The sequence below is a fragment of the Telluribacter humicola genome (assembly GCF_017355935.1).
Lineage (GTDB): Bacteria > Bacteroidota > Bacteroidia > Cytophagales > Spirosomataceae > Telluribacter > Telluribacter humicola.
The window spans coordinates 1,885,719-1,903,355 of record NZ_JAFIQT010000001.1; the positions used below are offsets into that span (position 1 = coordinate 1,885,719).

General features: G+C 52.3%; 14 protein-coding genes. 7 read left to right on the forward strand and 7 right to left on the reverse strand.

The window, feature by feature from the left end; all coding sequences use genetic code 11:
- Positions 1 to 46 precede the first annotated feature (46 nt).
- Complete coding sequence (locus tag JUB14_RS08110) at positions 47 to 667, forward strand: YceI family protein (protein WP_207505359.1); 621 nt, start codon at positions 47 to 49, stop codon at positions 665 to 667.
- Positions 668 to 768: 101 nt separating this feature from the next.
- On the opposite strand, the gene JUB14_RS08115 is transcribed toward JUB14_RS08110, so the two are convergent.
- Positions 769 to 1,209, reverse strand: a complete 441-nt coding sequence (locus JUB14_RS08115; RefSeq protein WP_207505360.1) for a type I restriction enzyme HsdR N-terminal domain-containing protein — start codon at positions 1,207 to 1,209, stop codon at positions 769 to 771.
- 96 nt (positions 1,210 to 1,305) lie between these two features.
- Here JUB14_RS08115 and JUB14_RS08120 point away from each other — a divergent pair, with 96 nt between their 5' ends.
- Complete coding sequence (locus JUB14_RS08120) at positions 1,306 to 2,079, forward strand: AMP nucleosidase (protein WP_207505361.1); 774 nt, start codon at positions 1,306 to 1,308, stop codon at positions 2,077 to 2,079.
- Between the two features lie 8 nt (positions 2,080 to 2,087).
- Here the strand turns inward: JUB14_RS08120 and JUB14_RS08125 are convergent, their stop codons facing one another.
- The gene (locus JUB14_RS08125; protein ID WP_229367583.1) at positions 2,088 to 3,488 is read right to left on the reverse strand and encodes a glycoside hydrolase family 140 protein; all 1,401 of its coding nucleotides are present in this window, start codon (positions 3,486 to 3,488) and stop codon (positions 2,088 to 2,090) included.
- Positions 3,489 to 3,715: 227 nt separating this feature from the next.
- Here JUB14_RS08125 and JUB14_RS08130 point away from each other — a divergent pair, with 227 nt between their 5' ends.
- Together JUB14_RS08130 and JUB14_RS08135 are read left to right on the forward strand one after the other, a co-directional pair.
- On the forward strand, positions 3,716 to 5,149 hold the full coding sequence (locus JUB14_RS08130) for a CCA tRNA nucleotidyltransferase (RefSeq protein ID WP_207505363.1): 1,434 nt from the start codon (positions 3,716 to 3,718) through the stop codon (positions 5,147 to 5,149).
- Between the two features lie 75 nt (positions 5,150 to 5,224).
- A complete protein-coding gene (locus JUB14_RS08135; RefSeq protein ID WP_207505364.1) occupies positions 5,225 to 5,428 on the forward strand; it encodes a hypothetical protein in 204 nt (67 codons plus the stop codon).
- Here JUB14_RS08135 and JUB14_RS08140 read toward each other — a convergent pair.
- Positions 5,425 to 6,705, reverse strand: coding sequence for a DUF2851 family protein (locus JUB14_RS08140; RefSeq protein ID WP_207505365.1), 1,281 nt, complete (start codon positions 6,703 to 6,705; stop codon positions 5,425 to 5,427). The genes JUB14_RS08135 and JUB14_RS08140 overlap by 4 nt on opposite strands.
- An 18-nt stretch (positions 6,706 to 6,723) precedes the next feature.
- Positions 6,724 to 7,245, reverse strand: coding sequence for a hypothetical protein (locus tag JUB14_RS08145; RefSeq protein WP_207505366.1), 522 nt, complete (start codon positions 7,243 to 7,245; stop codon positions 6,724 to 6,726).
- A 182-nt stretch (positions 7,246 to 7,427) separates the two neighbouring features.
- Here JUB14_RS08145 and mtgA point away from each other — a divergent pair, with 182 nt between their 5' ends.
- On the forward strand, positions 7,428 to 8,114 hold the full coding sequence (gene mtgA / locus JUB14_RS08150) for a monofunctional biosynthetic peptidoglycan transglycosylase (RefSeq protein WP_207505367.1): 687 nt from the start codon (positions 7,428 to 7,430) through the stop codon (positions 8,112 to 8,114).
- Positions 8,115 to 8,125: 11 nt separating this feature from the next.
- On the opposite strand, the gene JUB14_RS08155 is transcribed toward mtgA, so the two are convergent.
- The 3 genes from JUB14_RS08155 to JUB14_RS08165 form a co-directional block, all read right to left on the reverse strand.
- Positions 8,126 to 12,052 (reverse strand): carboxypeptidase-like regulatory domain-containing protein, encoded by a 3,927-nt coding sequence (locus tag JUB14_RS08155; RefSeq protein ID WP_207505368.1) that lies wholly within the window; start codon positions 12,050 to 12,052, stop codon positions 8,126 to 8,128.
- Positions 12,053 to 12,071: 19 nt separating this feature from the next.
- Positions 12,072 to 13,088 (reverse strand): FecR family protein, encoded by a 1,017-nt coding sequence (locus tag JUB14_RS08160; protein WP_207505369.1) that lies wholly within the window; start codon positions 13,086 to 13,088, stop codon positions 12,072 to 12,074.
- A gap of 92 nt (positions 13,089 to 13,180) precedes the next feature.
- Complete coding sequence (locus JUB14_RS08165) at positions 13,181 to 13,777, reverse strand: RNA polymerase sigma factor (protein ID WP_207505370.1); 597 nt, start codon at positions 13,775 to 13,777, stop codon at positions 13,181 to 13,183.
- A 374-nt stretch (positions 13,778 to 14,151) separates the two neighbouring features.
- On the opposite strand from JUB14_RS08165, the gene JUB14_RS08170 reads away from it, so the two are divergent.
- Together JUB14_RS08170 and JUB14_RS08175 are read left to right on the forward strand one after the other, a co-directional pair.
- Positions 14,152 to 16,125 carry an alpha-1,4-glucan--maltose-1-phosphate maltosyltransferase gene (locus JUB14_RS08170; protein ID WP_207505371.1) on the forward strand — a complete coding sequence of 658 codons (1,974 nt, stop codon included), beginning with the start codon at positions 14,152 to 14,154 and terminating at the stop codon, positions 16,123 to 16,125.
- Between the two features lie 207 nt (positions 16,126 to 16,332).
- Positions 16,333 to 17,541: a dipeptidase gene (locus JUB14_RS08175; RefSeq protein ID WP_207505372.1), complete on the forward strand. Its 1,209-nt coding sequence runs from the start codon at positions 16,333 to 16,335 to the stop codon at positions 17,539 to 17,541.
- Positions 17,542 to 17,637 lie beyond the last annotated feature (96 nt).

Here is a 17,637-nt window from a genome sequence, read left to right on the forward strand (position 1 = left end):
ATACGTTTTGAATTTTTTACCCAAACAATCAAATCTAGTCAAACCAATGAAAGTGTTCAAACAATTCGCCAGTGTAATGGCAGCAGTATTGCTGATGTCTTCAGTAGCCGTAGCCGAAGATGGAACAAAAGCTAAGGCAGCTACTTACAAAGTTGATCCTGCAAAAAGCGAGATTAAGTGGAATGGTAAGAAAGTTACCGGCGAGCATTACGGAAAAATTGACCTGAAAGAAGGTAGCTTTACCCTGGATGGTAACAAACTTACTGCCGGTAAATTCGTAGCTGACATGACTACCATCACCAGCGAAGACCTGAAAGACGCAAACTACAACGGCAAACTGGTAGGCCACCTGAAGTCGGAGGATTTCTTCTCCGTAGAGAAGCACCCTACTGCTACATTTGTACTAACTAAGGCTACTGCCACTAGTGCTAACCAATACGATGTAACGGGTAACCTGACCATCAAAGGTATTACTAAGCCTGTAACTTTCCCCGTAACAGTAGCTCCTACTGCTAATGGTGCTCAGGCTACCGGTACTATCACCGTTGACCGCTCTAAGTACGACATGAAGTTCCGTTCGAAGTCATTCTTCGACGCTGCTACCCTGGGTGACAACCTGATCTACGACGACTTCACTTTGGATGTGAAACTGGTTGCTACCAAGTAATTAGTAGTACTAGGATAAAATTTCTTGCGAAAGCCCGTGCGGTCACTGACTGTACGGGCTTTCGCTATTTAAAAGGGCTAATGAACTAGTACATGATTATGTTATCTGGCAAACCGTGGGAAATCGTTGTGGTAGCTGATCTGCCCGTCCTGCACCGAAAAACAGTAGTGTGACATACCGTTGGTTACGGCCAGATAGGTAGGACGGAGGGTAAAGTTGTACCGGCCAATCTGGGCGAAGGTAGCTTCTGAAACAGGTATATGAGGAGCCTTGCACTCGATCAGCAGGAACGGCGTACCGTCCGTAGATAGTACCATGATATCGGTTCGTTTGGCTAGTTTGTTGTAGCGCAGGCCGGTCTCAACGGCGAATAACGACTTAGGATACCCGTAGTGGTTAATGAGCAGGTGAATGAAGTGCTGACGCACCCATTCCTCAGGCGTAAGCACGACATATTTCTTACGGATCAGGTCATAGATGTATGGTTTACCATCCATGTCCTTAACTTTGTGGGCGAAAGGAGGAAGATTGATCGATTCCATAGTTGAAAGTAACAGCAGTTGTAATAACGTCAGATCTGCCATCCTGCTGCCTGAAAGCACTATTTTTTTCTAGTTAAAACCAGTTTCTTATTTATTATGACTACCAAAGAACAGATCGTACAGAACTGGCTGCCCCGGTATACCGGTACAGCCGTAGAAGAATTCGGACAATATATTCTGCTTACTAATTTTATCAATTACGTAACCATGTTTGCCGAGCGATTCGGGGTGGAGGTGAAAGGCTACGGTCGCGCCATGCAGACAGCCACGGCTGATAATATCACCATCATCAATTTCGGGATGGGAAGCCCCATGGCGGCTACCGTCATGGATCTGCTCTCAGCTCTTGAGCCTAAGGCAGTACTGTTCCTGGGTAAGTGCGGAGGCTTAAAGAAAACTCAGATCGGAGACCTGATCCTGCCCATCGCGGCGATCCGGGGCGAAGGTACCAGCGATGACTACATGCCCGCCGAAATACCCGCCCTTCCTTCATTCCGTCTGCAGCGTACGGTTTCATCCAGCATAGCCAAGCACGAAATGGACTACTGGACCGGTACTGTGTATACTACCAACCGCCGCATCTGGGAGCACGACGAGGACTTCAAAGAGTACCTGCGTGAGATACGTGCCATGGCCATTGATATGGAAACCGCTACCATCTTTATCGTGGGCTTTGCTAACTCCATCCCGCACGGAGCCCTGCTGCTCGTATCAGACAACCCTATGGTACCCGAAGGCGTAAAAACCGAAGAGAGCGACAAAAAAGTAACCTCTCAGTTTGTCGAGAAGCACCTGCTCATCGGTATCGACGCCCTGACCGAACTGGCCGAGTCCGGTGAGTCCGTGAAGCACCTGCGTTTCGAGAAATAAACAGTTCCTTACTTCTTCAAGCCGTATCCGGCCCAGGTCTTGGACGCATCGTCCAGTACGAGTACCCAATCGGTACCGGGACCTGCCGCGTACGGCTTGAATTCTACAACGCCTTCGTTCTTCAATTCACCAATACGGATACTCCGGCCATCGCGCGGGTTGAACCAGTAGGCCAGCAGGCGGGGCGCCGCAGCCAGTCGGCCCAAGTCGATCTGGAGCGGTCGGCCGTAGGGGGTATAGGCCAGCAGAAAGTCTGAATCTTCCGAAATAGCGGCAGTCTGGAAGCCACCATCATCAGGATTCTTGTTTTTGATCAGATCCTGGTCCGGCATGAGTCGCCACCACGGATGCGACTCCATCAGCCGGCGGATGTAGCCCATCTGATAGGCGCCCGGCAGGTCCATGGCCCTTTTCCAGTGGGTACGGGCGTAGGAGATGGGTGGATTACGATCCGGATCAAAAAACTGCCAGATGTCGTGGCAACCGTAGGTATGTCCGGCTCCGCCCGACAGTACCGCCCACCAGGCCGCCTGACGCGCATCAAAGTCATCAAAGTACCCCAGCTCCGGCTTCCAGTTGATCGGGTGATCTTCGTAGCGGGGCTCGGCGTCCAGCGTAGGTTTAACGGGGAACATGTTGTAGTTCTGCCGCATCATCACGTAGTTCTTCTTATCCTTGTTACCATGTCCCGACTGGTACATGTTAAAGTTGAGCCAGGGTTCCTGGTGGAAGAAAGCCGCCGAATTGGCATCACCCTGCGGGTGGTAGGTAATCAACCGGCTGCCGCCGTCACCTGCTTTGAGGCCTTCGGCCATCGCCCGGATGATCTTGTAGTGAGCTTCGGTCTCGGGGCTGCGGTCGCCACCCAGTATCCATATTACGTTCTTATTCCGGTAGCGTCTTCCCAGGAACTCTCCGTAAATACGGGCATTTTCGGGAGTAAATATCTCCGGTCCCACACCCCACTTTTTATTGAACTTATCACCCCAGGTAGGTAGCAGGCCTATGAACATGTTGTACTGAGCGGCCTTATCCACCACGTAGTCTACATGCTTGAAGTACGCTTCGTTGGGTTGGGTAGGATCGTTGTTGACCAGGGGAAGTTGCCCGTACTGATTGGGCTGGGTCAGGCCATCAAACTCGGCCAGCGCTACGGCCTGTATCACATTGAAGCCTTTGTCCGCGCGGTTTTTGAGGTATAGGTCAGCCTCCTCACGGGTTAGGCGGTGAAATAATTCCCAGGCCGTATCTCCCAGCCAGAAGAATACCCGGTCCGCACCCTGTGATATAAATCGTTTGTCTTTGATGACGTATAGTTTTTGCCAGGAGGGCTGCGCGGCCGCAGGGCGATTCTGGGCCTGAGCCTCAGGTACCGAAACAAAAACAGTAGCAGCTAATAGCAGTAACAACAAGTATCTCACGTGAACCAATTAGTTAGTGTTGTGGTGGCGAAGTAATAAAATTCCGGCTTGTATGCCAAAAGAAAGAGCCGGATAGGGTCCAGTTACTTAATTAGAACCGGAGGAATACAGGAGTTACCGAACAGGCGGGTAAATTTTATGACGAAGGTATCACAGGTGGCCTGATTATTTAATCATTTGCACCTACCAGGGTTTTAAATTACTACCTTTGTCCTATGAATTTAAGTGAAAAGCTACATAATTATCCAGTACTGGAAACCGTAGCCAAAGCAGCCCGTGAGCTGGGCGTTGAGGCCTATGTAATCGGGGGCTTTGTACGTGATCTGATCCTGAAACGTCCCGGCAAAGACATAGATATCGTATGTGTGGGCAGTGGTATTGAACTGGCCGAACGCGTAGCGACAGCGTTGGGCAACGGAGCCCATGTGAGTGTATTCCGTAACTTTGGTACCGCTCAGATCCGGCTGGATGATCTGGAAGTAGAGTTTGTGGGGGCCCGTAAAGAGTCGTATCGCTCCGATTCGCGTAAGCCTATTGTAGAAGATGGTACCCTTGAGGACGACCAGAAACGCCGCGACTTCACCATCAACGCCATGGGTATTAGCTTGGACAAGAATAGCTACGGCGAGTTGGTAGATCCCTTTGAAGGCATGCGTGACCTGCGCATGAAGATTATCCGTACCCCGCTGGAGCCGGGTATTACCTTCTCCGATGATCCGCTGCGTATGATGCGTGCTATTCGGTTTGCTTCGCAGCTCAACTTTGATATTGAGCCCGATACCTTTGAGGCGATCATCCAGATGAAGGATCGCATTCAGATCGTATCTGCCGAGCGGGTCATCGATGAATTGAACAAGATAGTACTGTCACCTGTACCTTCCTATGGCTTTAAGCTCCTGTACCACGCGGGGCTGCTGCAGACTATCTTTCCAGAGCTGGTAGAGCTACAGGGGGTAGAGCATATTGAGGGTAAAGGACATAAAGATAATTTTTACCATACCCTGCAGGTACTTGACAATGTAGCCGAACACTCGCAGGACCTGATGCTGCGCTGGGCGGCGCTGCTACATGATATCGCCAAGCCAGCTACCAAGCGCTTTGATAAAAAAGCAGGCTGGACCTTCCATAACCACGAGGAAATAGGCGCCCGTATGGTACCGGGTATATTCCGGCGAATGAAGCTGCCACTCGATGACCGGATGCGTTTTGTGAAGAAGCTGGTCAGACTGCACCTGCGTCCCATCGTACTGTCCAAGGAAGCCATCACCGATTCGGCTATGCGGAGGCTGCTGTATGAAGCCGGTGACGATCTCGAGGCACTGATGACCCTGTGCCGGGCCGATATCACGTCCAAGAATCCGGAGAAGGTGAAGCGGTACCTGCGTAATTTTGATATTGTACAGCAAAAGCTGCATGATCTGGAAGAGCGGGATAAACTGCGCAACTTCCAGCCGGTTGTTACGGGCGAGATGATCATGGAGACTTTTGGCATCAAACCCTCCCGTGAGGTGGGTATCATCAAAGAGGCTATTCGGGAGGCTATCCTGGAAGGCATTATACCCAACGAACTCGAAAAAGCCTATGCATTTATGGTAGAGGAAGGTAAGAAGTTAGGGCTGGAGGAAAAAGAAAATAAAGTCGGAGCGTAGAGGGCTGCTGCATACCAGTAGCCCGCCTATGTACCTTTTGGACTTGTCACGAAAAGCTTAATAACCTACAACTAAATGGAGAACTATCGCTTCAAACGCTTCTTTGCCGCACTGCTTACAATACTGGGTATTATCGTTGTCCTGTTTGCCTGTGTGGCTTTCTTATCAGACAATGAGCCGGTACTGGGCCTTTTTGTTACCAAGTGGGAGTCTATCGTCCCCTTCCTGGTGGGTATCGTGTTCCTGCTATCAGGGGTGAGTATGATCAATAACAGCTAGGAGGGACGCAGCAGCGATACCCCTACAGTGCATTCCAGACAGCGTTTGGCTGAGCAGTAGGTATTATACCATTCGATGAGTGCCTGCGAATCAGCCGAACTCTGTACCCGCATTCCCAATTGTTCCCACTGACGAGTCAGATGATTATTTTCGGCCGGCATTTGTTCCAGCCATTGTACCGCTTTTTCGAGTAGAGCCTGCTGGTCGCGCTGCCGCGCGTAGGCCACCAGTAGCGGTACGGCCGCATTGATGATAATAAGGTCAGCGGCGTCGGCACCCAGTGTTGGTACTTTGCTTTTGGCCGCTTTGCCAAACTGGTAGTGACTCAGCCAGTAGTCCGACTGCTTTACCCGCAGTACCTTACGAAGCGTAGCTACATCCGGTGCTGCGGTAAGGGTAGCAAATATACCGGCCTGCTCTTTGAGCAGTACTGCCAGCTGGGCCAGCCTGACTGTCGGAAATCCCGCCGGGCGCAGTCTCATAAACTTCCACTCGTGCGCACCCAACTGTTTTTCTTCCAGCCGGTACTTCACCGCCAGAAATTTATATTCCCGTTTTAGAGCCTGCACGTATTCTTCCTCCGAAGTATCCGGTAGCAGGCCTGCGGTACCAAATAGCATGGCTTCCAGCTGCAGGGAATTATCCCGGTGTTTCTGAAGTATTTTCAAGGGGACTTGTTGAGCTAGTCGCAGGAAAGGTGGCGCGTTGAGCTTAAAGCCAAAGTGCTGAGCCAGCCACTGATAGGCCGTTTCTTCCCAGTCCCTGCCGTTCCTTTCCCACAGGCCTAGTACCAGCTCCGCTTTTTTATCCAACCGTTCCAGCAGTACCCGGTCCAGCATCGATAGCTTTTTGATTTCATTCATCTTACCGAACTGAGGAGCGCACAGGATAGGATCATCGGGTGTCATCAGTTGTTCGTACCGCTCCCGTACTTCGGTGGCTACGCGGTCTTTCAGGCTGAGGGTAGGGAGTAGGGTACCATCGTCGCGACGGACGGGACGATCATCCTCCCACACGACGTGCAGCACGACACTCTCATAAGCGGCATCCTGCGTATGCCGGTGCTGCTGCCAGTCCGACGACCGCACATGAATCTCCACACAACCCGCCCATTCTACGTCATCGATAACTATCCGGGCATCCGTAAAGTCCGGACCCGCGTGGGTATTGCGCTGCCCCGGGTGCATAACCCGCAGCGACTCGCCAGCCTGGGTACTCAGATCACTTCTATCATAGTAGTGGTAGCGCCACACAAAGCTCAGGAAGTCTTCATTCATATCTTAGCTGTTTTAGAGCTACTTCTTCACCTCTACTTTAAAGGCTCCGTATACTATCGTGGGGTATCCCTTTGGACCTGCTGAGGTGATGGGTACAAATTCGATGGCCCTGATCCTGGTAGTATCTGAGTCTGAAAGTGATGAATAGTCGGTAGGAGTTAGTAACTTGTTATTGATGATCAGGGGTAATCGTACATCCCAGTGACTAAAGGGAACTACCCTATTGTTTCTGGCCCATCTGTAAACATATTCATAGAACCGGGAGGGATTTGAGTGGTAGAAGGTATATGATTCACTAAACTCTTTTACCCCCAGTTCTTTCAGTTCCTGAGCGTCCTTTACTTTCTGCATCCTTAGTATGGTCAGGTTGTCCGGCAAGGGGCTCTTTTTATCCATCAGAAGGCCATCCAGTACTACAAAGTCCGTCGCGAGTTCCGCTGATTCGTTGGAAAAGGTATGGTTGGGAAGCCCCTGTGCAGCACTCCGTACCGATAACAGGCTGATAAGCAGATAACATATTATGAGGGAGCGAGTATTCATACAGTAGTATAAAAGGTAGTCATAAATAAGTCATTTCGTCCTGCTAACTACCCGCTTGTAGCCAGGTCACCTGCAGGGTAAACTAATTTTTGGACGATTGTGCCCCGGCATCTTGTACTTTGTAAGTACTCTTTGCGACATTTGCGTCACTATTCATTACTGACACACTGACCCCAGTACGTATGTTTCGTCTCCTTTTTGGCATCATATTCAAGTTAATCCTGTACTTCGTAATCCTCTCGGTGATATGGGTCGTGGTGCTGAAGGTAGTACCGGTATGGGTGACGCCGCTGATGCTGGTTCGTAAGGCAGAAGCGTCAGCAGAAGGACGAAGCACCGAGATCTACCACGACTGGGAGTCATACGAAAATATATCGAAGGAAGCAGCGCTGGCGGTAGTGGCCTCCGAGGACCAGAACTTTCCGAACCACTGGGGCTTTGACTTTGAGCAGATTCAGGATGCCCTGTCCGAGAACCGGAAGCGTGTACGCGGAGCCAGCACCATATCGCAGCAGGTAGCTAAGAATGTGTTCCTGTGGAATGGCCGAAGCTATATCCGTAAAGCGCTGGAAGCCTACTTTACGGTACTGATCGAGCTGATCTGGGGCAAGGAGCGCATTCTGGAGGTATACCTTAATGTAGCCGAAATGGGCAAAATGACCTTTGGCGTGGAGGCCGCCTCCCAGCGCTTCTATAACAAATCAGCCAAGGACCTGACCCGATACGAGGCCGCCCGCATTGCCGCTGTGCTGCCTAATCCCATTCGTTTTTCTATCAAGAATCCTTCATCCTATGTCAATAGCCGTACCGGCAAAATAGTCCGGCAGATGCGGGCCCTGGGCGGGCAGAAGTACATCGCGGACCTTTGATTCATCTCTCCCTACCGCACCTTTACAAGCTTCTCCACCGACACCGGGTCACCCTGAATAGTAATTCCCTGTATGGTAAGACGCAAGGTCTGGACATGATCTGAAAGTGGAAAATGCAGGGTGGCTTTTCCCAGATTATCAGTCTTAATCAGGGGTTGCCAGTATAGTACATCCCGCAGGTCAGGGTGGGCAGGTGCCGCATCGGGGCTGGCATAACGAGGCACGTAGTACTGCCGTTTCACCGGAAAGCCGGCCATGATAAAATCCGCAGTTTCTTCCCGGCCGGCTTTACCCTGCCTCCACTTTTTGGTAAATATGGCAATAACGCCCCCCGCAGCCCTGGCGCCATAAGCGGCTCCTCCTCCGTTAACCAGTAACTCGATCCGTTCTACATCCTCCGGATTCAGAAAGTTAAGTTCATCACCTGAACCGCTGGACGTGCCCTCCCTGGCAACTGCGTTACTGCTTATAGCTACACCGTCAACTATAAACAAGGGAGAAACCCTGCCCTCAAAATTGGCTGCGTCACGAATCGTTACCGAATAAGTTTCATTGGGGCCCTTCAGTACTTTCACTCCGGGTACCTGCCCCATGATCATTTCGTATACATTGAGATAGCTGCGCGATTTTTCGTCAAAAGTCAGGGAGTAGTCGGGTATGCCGTGGATACTGGTGCGCCGGGCGTTGCTTTCAGCGTCTTCCTTTTTGCCCTTGATCAGTACTTCCCGCAGGAGCCGCGCATCTTTTTCCCGGTACAGCTCCGGCGCACCCTCCTGGCGTAGGCGGGCCTGGGTCAGGTATTTTTCGTGGTTTTGTGCCCAGTCTGCTGGATTGCTCAGTAGTAAAGGTACTTTGGTAAATGTTGCACCCGGCGTATCTGGTACTACCCGGCCTTTGATGACCCGCAGGTTCTGGTTCATGATCACCACCCGGACCTTGCTGGTATCCGTAAACACCAGGCGTCCCAGCGTAAAGGTTCCTTTCGGACTGGCCTGTACCGAAGTAGAAAAATTATCCGACGAGCCGGTAAATGTAAACAGCAGCCGGGCATTGGGGATGGGCCGGTCGCGGGTATCGAGTACTTTACCCCGAAGTACCATGGCTGTGGGAGGGGCCGGAGTACCGGTGGCAGGAGTCGTCGGGAACTGCTCCCAGCTCAGCCGGCGCCAGCCCTGAGTGAGCAGCAGGTCGTCCAGCGCCCGGCGGGTAGCGGGCTGGTTGGTGTGGGTATAGTACCGGGGATTTTCGACCGTACCTCGCAGCTCACCGGACAGAAGCAGGTGCGTGTGCAGGTCCGCTGCCGCGGTATCGGCCGGTAGCTGGTCGGCGTCGGTTACTGAAGCTGACAAAACCGCGGAGAGCGGTTCGTTGGTACCATCCCGCACGAGCAGGCCCAGGGTCATCTGTTCCCGGGCGTCGTAGAGGTTTTTGTCAGGCACCAGTTCCACCCGAACGGGGCTTACCCGCTGCGGTATGTACACCAGCCGCTCGGCCCGGGGCTTCGCCTGCGCGTCAAAAAGGGTGACCTGCATCAGGCCCGGCGGTAGTTTAGCCGTAGGTATTTCAATACCGGCCTTTCCCAGCTGAAGCTGTAACTTGGCCTGCTGCTGTACCGTACCCTGGCTTTGCAGCACTACATATACCGGCTGGTGGTGCAGACTCCCGGAGGCAAGTATCTGTATTTTCAGCAGGGTACTGTCGCTGAGCCAGTCGGCCCGCAGGCTCAGCCCTTCGGCCCCGGCCTGGGGAAGTTTAAATTCATGTCCACCCACGCGGGCCCGGTACGTCTGGTCAGGAACAGGGGTGAGTTCAACGCTGCCCATACCCAATGCATTGGTACTGAATTCGGTTATTTCATTACCCTGATTATCCAGGACCTGACCGGAAAGGGCCAGCCCCCGGCCCCGGCTGTCCAGTGCTTTGATCCCCAGCCGGGTGGGGTGTCCGGCTACCCAGTAACCGCCCTCGGGCAGAAACTGCACGTCCGGGGCTGCATTCCGGCGGCGGGCATCCGGGCGGACGGGCTGGGTCCAGTTATATACCTGTACTAGTCGCTCAAAGGGCGGAAAGGGCTGATCCCGGTCTGCTTCGGTATAGGCGCGCAACCTGTAGGTACCCGTGGACAGAGTGTCCGACAGGCGTAAGTACCCGCTGCTCCGGTTATTATCAATTGGCAACCACTGGTGGGCCAGGGTACGTCCCTGCGCCGTGAGCAGCTCTACGTGCAAAGCCGGCTGCGACTCAGGTTCGGCCGTTGCCACGGTGGCCGCTGCCACGGTGGCAACGGCCACGGTACTTTCAATTTGGGGACTGCCTTCCTGTTTTAACAGATAGGCGCTTAGCCTGAGGGTATCGCCGGTAGTATACAAAGGCTTGTCAATGTGCAGAAATACGCCCGGCGCGTCAAGTTGCCGTAAAGCACGCCACTGATTTATGAGCGAGTCAAGTACCTGGTCTTTATCCAGCAGGGTACCCGTGGTAGCCGCTTCGGCCAGCAGGGGAGCTATGGCTGTACCGGCGGGTTTCCAGTCGGCGGGCAGTAGCCGCGCCAGCCGGTCCTGCCCCAGGTAACCCCGGATTTCCATTCCCATGGGTACCGATACCCAGCCGTCGGTCGTAACTACGGCCTGCTGCTGCGGCAGCGTCAGGATGGAATAGGCGTAGGGCATGTCGGTATAGGGCGAGTTGCGGGTATAGATGCGGGAGTGGAAAATTTCCAGCGGCTGTCCGGACCGGAACACCCGCTCGAAGGGCAGGTCGCCCGGACGAAAAAGGCTGTCCGGGACAATGGGTTTGGCCCGTCGAAGCCCCGAAAACTGCACGATGGGAGCCGTGGAAGAAGCGTCGGTCAGGGTCATATTGCTCTGGTACACCAGAAACCCCTCTTGTTCGTAGGTACCGGCGATCATACTGGCCAGCAGGTGCCGTGACGACCCCCGATAGGCTGCCTGCCGGTTGCGCTGCCAGCGCTCGGCCTGGTCCGGGGTTTCAGGTGTGAGTTCTTCGAAGCGGGTAGTACCTGCGTAACGGGTATTGAGCCGGAAGGTATCAAAATAGGTCATATCGTAGTAGATACGGTAGCCCAGTGCCCGGTTATCAATGACCAGTGGTGCGCTGGCGTGGGCGATTAGCCTGCCGCGATCTTCCGAAAACTGAACAACCGAATCATTGAGCAGGACGCACCGACCGGAGAAGGGGCTCTGTCCCAGTAGTTCGTCTACAAATTTTCTGAGCTGACGTTGTCTGGACCGGCTCTTGCGGCCTACTATTGTCACGCTAATCAGCTGATTGGCGGTGGGTTGTAGCTGAAAATTAACTGTACGGGCGGTGGTGCCGGTGAGTCGTACTACCTGGCGGGAGGTTTGGTAGCCCAGGTAGGTGGACACCAGTTCAATGGTACCTACGGGTACGCTCGTAAGTCGGTAGGTGCCATCTGCTCGGGTAGTAGTACCCAAGGTCGTGGTGTTGATGTACACGGAGGCAAAGGGGAGTGGTTCTCCCGTTTGGGCGTCGGTGACCCGGCCGGTGATCGTAGAGGTGCTGCGTGTCGGGCTAGCAGGTGCTGAGCCGGCCGGTACCTGCCGGGAACGGGAAGGTACGGTAGTAGGAACTTCGTAAATAAGGTAGCGACGCTCCTGTTGTTTTTCTACCTTCATACCTACCGGACGTAATAGCTCCGCCAGGTATTGATCCAGATGCGTGTCAGCTACTTTCTGGTTATCCAGCGTGAGTTGCTTATCCTGAATGGCCTGAGGGTTGTAGTTGAAGAAGATCTGGTAACGCTCCTGTAACTGCCGAAGAACGGTCTCAAGGGGAAGCGCCCCAGCAGGGCTTGGCTTCTGACCCCCGGGTTGCGCCAGGACTACCGGTACAAAGGTAGCGGGCAATAGGCTTGCCGACAGAAAAAGAGCCAGTAGTATTTTAGATAAAAGCTTCATACAAAGTGGAGAGTTTATATCAGATCCGTTGTATAATGACTTGCTTTCCGTTACACGTTATCTTTACTCCACAGGCTTTAGCAATGGTTTCCAGTACCAGTTGTTCGTCATTGGCGAGCATATTTCCGGTGAAGGTCAACCTCTTTAATGACGAGTCTGTAAATGCTACCTTAAGCCCGAAGTGGTCTTCCAGGGTATAAGCTATTTCCTGTAGAGTGGCCTGCTCAAACACCAGTACCTTATCCATCCAGGCCAGGTACCGGGCCGGATCGACTTGCTGCTTTCGCAGTACAGAGTCAAAATCGGATAGCTCCGCCAGGTCCCCCGGCTTCAGGAGCATACTTTCCTTATTGCCCCCATTTTTCTGGAGGTCTACCTTCCCCTCCGTAAGCAGGATCTGTACCTGATCCCGGCGATCCCTGACGTTGAACTGAGTACCCAGCACCCGTACATCCAGGTCCTGAGTATGTACGGTAAACGGAACAGACGTACCCGCCCTCTGGTACTTATTGACCCGGAAGAAGGCTTCACCAGTCAGCCACACCTCCCGGTTACCCGCCCAGTCGGTTTTATAGGTGAGTTGGGAGTGGCTGTTGAGGGTAACCTGTGATCCATCCGGCAGGCTTTCAGTTCGTACTTCCCCATACGCAGTATGCAGTTCGGTTGATTTACTGTTCCAAACGTACCAGCTTAGTAAACCCAGTCCCACGGTCAGGACCAGTATAGCGGCCATCCGGTACCACGGACTAAGTGAAACGTTGTGGTGCCAGGCCTTCTCCCCAGTTGCTTCCCGCTCGTGTCGGCGAGCTAAGGCTCCCTGCCATATCGCTTCTACTTCTGTGGGCGAGAGCTCATCCTCCGGGGGCAGGCTTTGTAGTACCAGCCGTGCTTTCTGAAGGACTTCACCCCGTTGTTCCGGCGCCTGCGCCAGCCAGGCAGCCCAGGTACCATCAGTATCCGAGGCAGGGTTCTTTACCCAGCAAAGAAAATCGTCATGCAGAAGCAGGTCTTCTAAGTGATCAGGAAGCTGACTCATAGTATAAGCGGATGGGGTTCTATAGGTAGTAGAAACAACCCACTCTCAACTAATCATTTTTGAAGAAATATTTTTTCGGCAGAAGGGGAAGGTCAGGATATATCAGCAGATAGGTAGTAGAGCACCAGCATAGCCGTAGAACCCGTAAGCAGATCACGAATAGCCTTGATGGCTTTAGAAATAAGATTACAGACAGCCTGGTAGGTGAGAGACATGATCTCGGCAATGGAGTGGTTGTCCAGGTCGTGGTAAAATTTGAGATAGATGATTTCCTGCTGGCGCCGGGTGAGTTTCCGGATGGCTTCCTGTACTTGCCTGCTATCGTCGGTCGCCGCCTGTGCCTGTATCAGTTCCTGTTCGTAGGAGGGGATCAGCCCGAACTGGTAGTCATCCGGTAGTTCTACAAAAGCATACTTATTACTTGCAGCCAGTATTTTTCTGCGCAGGGCTTTCATCAGGTAATTTCTGACACTGGGTGTCTGCGATATTGATTGTGGTTTACTGAGCAGGTCGGCAAAAAGATCCTGAATACAATCTTTGACCAGTGCAGTTTCGGCCCCAAACTTACGACCATAGGCATACAGCCGCTTAACATAACGTTCATAGATCACCGCCAGTGCAGCCTCATTGCCCTGGCGGTAAAGGTTCCAGAGCACTTCGTCCGTAGAGTATCGTAAGTCTTGCGTCATGACTGCCCCGATTGCTGCTATTTATCCAATATTTAATATATAGTAAATATAGTAATAGATGTAATACCTTGATAAGTAAGAAAGAGAGTCCAGTCCCCAAAACTACCTGTCCCTGGTTACTCGCTCAAAGGCGTGAAGTCATTCGGATTGTAAAGTAGTAGAAGCACATCGTGAGTTGATAAAAGAAAAATAATGTAACAAAGGGTAGTGGTTAGGGAGTTAAATGAATGGGTACCCCTGGCGGAATGGCGTGATTTTTTTGGGTACCCAGGGAGACTTTACCGGGTAATGGCTAATTTTTTTCTGAATAAGATTTAGCTAATTTGCCCGGATAAGCCTGATAAATGAATTCTGGTACACAATGAATCTAATCTATGGCAGAACAAGCAACTTCACTCATACCCGATAACATTGAAGGTCGCAGAAGGGTAGTAATAGAGCACGTAGTCCCCGAAATAGACGGCGGCATGTACGCTATAAAGGCTATTCCCGGCGAAACCATCACCGTCGAAGCGGACGTATTTGCCGATGGGCACGACAAGGTATCAGCTCGTCTGTTTTACAAGCATGTGGATGATCCGGAGTGGACGGAGGTATTTATGACTTTTCTGGTCAACGACCGCTGGCAGGGTAGTTTTTTAGTGGAGAGACAGGGACATTATATCTATACCATCGAAGGGTGGGTAGATCACCTGACGTCCTGGTGGCACGAAACCGAACTCAAGATAAATGATAAGCAGCACGTACGGATGGAGCTGCTCATGGGAGCCCAGTTCCTGGAAGGCATGATTAGCAGAGCCTTCGGCGATGACCAGGAGGCTCTCCGGAATGCGGCGGATCTGTTCAGGGATGAAAACCGCTACGACGACTCCATGCAGCTCTTTCATAGTTTCCGCATGCAGGAGTGGATCAACCGCTATCCCGAGAAACAGTACTTAACCCGTTACCGCGAGCTACCTGTGTGGGTGGATCGCCCCAAGGCGCAGTTCAGTGCGTGGTACTCCATGTTTGTTCGCTCGTCATCCAAAGATCCGAGCCGGGCAGGTACCTTCCGGGATCAGATCGAGCTACTACCCCGGCTGGCCGACTTAGGTTTTGATGTACTGTATATTCCCCCCATACACCCCATCGGGCACCAGTTCCGGAAAGGCAAGAATAATTCTGTAAATAGTCAGCCGGATGATCCGGGAGTACCCTATGCTATTGGTAGCGAGTTGGGGGGGCACGACGCCATCAATCCTGATCTGGGTACACTGGATGATTTTAAGGCCCTGGTAGCTGCTGCCAAAGAGTATGATATGGAGGTGGCTATGGACCTGGCTATTCAGTGTTCACCCGATCATCCGTGGGTGAGAGAGCATCCGGAGTGGTTTAAGATACGCCCCGATGGTACTATCCAATACGCCGAGAATCCGCCCAAAAAGTACCAGGATATTTACCCCATCAACTTTGAGAGTGAAGACTGGCGGGGGCTATGGATGGAGCTGCGCCGGATTATATTCCTGTGGGCCGAGTGGGGCGTACGCCTGATCCGGGTGGATAATCCGCATACCAAGGCGTTCAAGTTCTGGGAATGGGTTATCGCCGAAACCCGCAGAGAGTACCCTGATATGATATTCCTGTCGGAGGCATTTACCCGTCCTAAGGTAATGCAGCAACTGGCCAAAGTCGGCTTCTCACAGTCGTATACTTACTACACTTGGCGTACCCATAAGCAGGAACTGGAAGAGTACATGACCGAACTGACGCAGAGTGAGATGAAGTACTACTTTCGTCCCAACTTCTGGCCTAATACTCACGATATTAACCCGTACATGCTGCAGTCAGGGCATGAGCCACTGTTCCTGATCCGATACTTCATGGCGGCTACGCTGACTTCCAACTACGGTATATTCGGGCCTACTTACGAAATGATGGTACACGAAGCTTTCCCCGGAAAGGAAGAGTACCTCAACTCGGAAAAATACGAGGTCAAGCATTGGGACTGGAACAAGGAAAACAAGCTTACGTACCTGATCAGGATGGTTAACCGTATCCGGCAGGAAAACAGTGCGATGCAGTTTACCAATAACCTGCACCTGTGTACGATCCAGAACGACCAGATCATGGCCTACCTTAAGACGCACCCCAACGGAAACCGTATCCTGTGTGTGGTGAATCTGGATGGACAGAACAAGCAGGCCGGAATGGTACATGTACCTGCCAACCTGATCGGCAGACAGGACTGGCAGTCGTATACGGCTCATGATCTGCTTACCGGCCGGAAGTACACCTGGTCGGGTGAGTGGAATTTTGTTGAGCTGGATCCGTACGTGATGCCGTTCCACCTGTTCCGCATCGAAGATTAATACATAGCTCTGAGCGGTTCGCCGTAGTGATGCTGAATTAGGAATCCTGAAAGGAGTAAGGCTGCTGGTTTAGATGGGGAGAATAGAAGTACTTAGTTGCTCAATACTCTATATAAGCTCTTGTAGCCATACGTTCAGTTCCTGATTCAGCATCATTTATAATCAAGAATTAAAATCTCCCTCCTGCTCTCTGACCTAAACTGATACATGAAAAAAACAACACTACTACTGCTGTTGCTACCCGCGCTAGCCCTGGCTCAGAAGGACAATGAGCTGGCTCGTAAAGCTGCTCGTATCCATGCAAAGGCACTGACCATTGATACCCATGCCGATGTACCCATTAATATGATGAAGGACGGCTTCGATGTAGCGCAGGAACACCAGTTTGAACAGGATGGCTCGCAGATCGACTTCCCCCGCATGAAAAAAGGGGGCATGGATGCCATGTTCTTTGCGGTGTACCTGGGACAGGGGAGACGTACCCCAGAGGCTACGGCCGAAGCTAAGCAAAAAGCCCTGGCTATATTTGACAAGATCCACCAGGCGATCCGGGAAAACCCGGCAGTAGCCGGCCTGGCTACGACACCGCAGGATGCCTACCGGTTGCAGAAGGAAGGAAAGCGGGCGGTATTCATAGGTATGGAGAATGGCTGGCCCGTGGGAAATGATCTTTCCAACCTCAAGCAGTTTTATGACCTGGGGCTGCGGTACATTACGCTGTCGCACTCGGCCAACAACGCGATCTGCGACTCGTCTACGGACCCCGACGGACCGGAATACAACGGGTTGAGCCCATTTGGCGAAGAGGTAGTACGGGAAATGAACCGGCTGGGTATGATGGTGGATATTTCGCATGTATCTGACTCTACGTTCTATGACGTCATGCGCCTGACCAAGGCCCCCGCCATTGCTTCACACTCATCGTGCAGGGATCTCTGTGACCACCCGCGTAATATGTCTGACGATATGATCAAGGCTCTGGCTAAGAACGGTGGAGTAATCCAGATCAACTTTGTGCCCGATTTTCTGCGGAAGCCTTCGCAGCAGCAGGAGATTTCTATGAAGGCCCTGCGGATGAAACTCCGCCAGGCTGACCTCTCCGAAGCTGATAAGAAAGCCCTGTACGAAGAGCGGAAGGCCATGCGAGAGAAGTACGCGGCTGACATGCCCACCGTTAGTGATGCTGTCAACCATATAGAGCACGTCATCAAGCTCGTCGGGGTTGACCACGTGGGCATTGGTATGGACATGGACGGAGGAGGTCAAGTAGTGGGTTGCCGTGACGTCAGCGAGATCCGCTCCATTACCGAAGAACTCGTACGCCGTGGCTATTCGGCTCATGATATTGAGAAAATATGGGGAGGCAACATCATGCGTGTACTCGGGGAGGTTCAGCGGGTAGCCTCCAAAATGTAACCAGAGGGTGCAGAGCCGGAGCAGCCGCGAAAAAAGTCTATAAAATGCCAACATTCAGCCACTGAGCCTGTTCTTAGAGGTATACTTACATGTAAT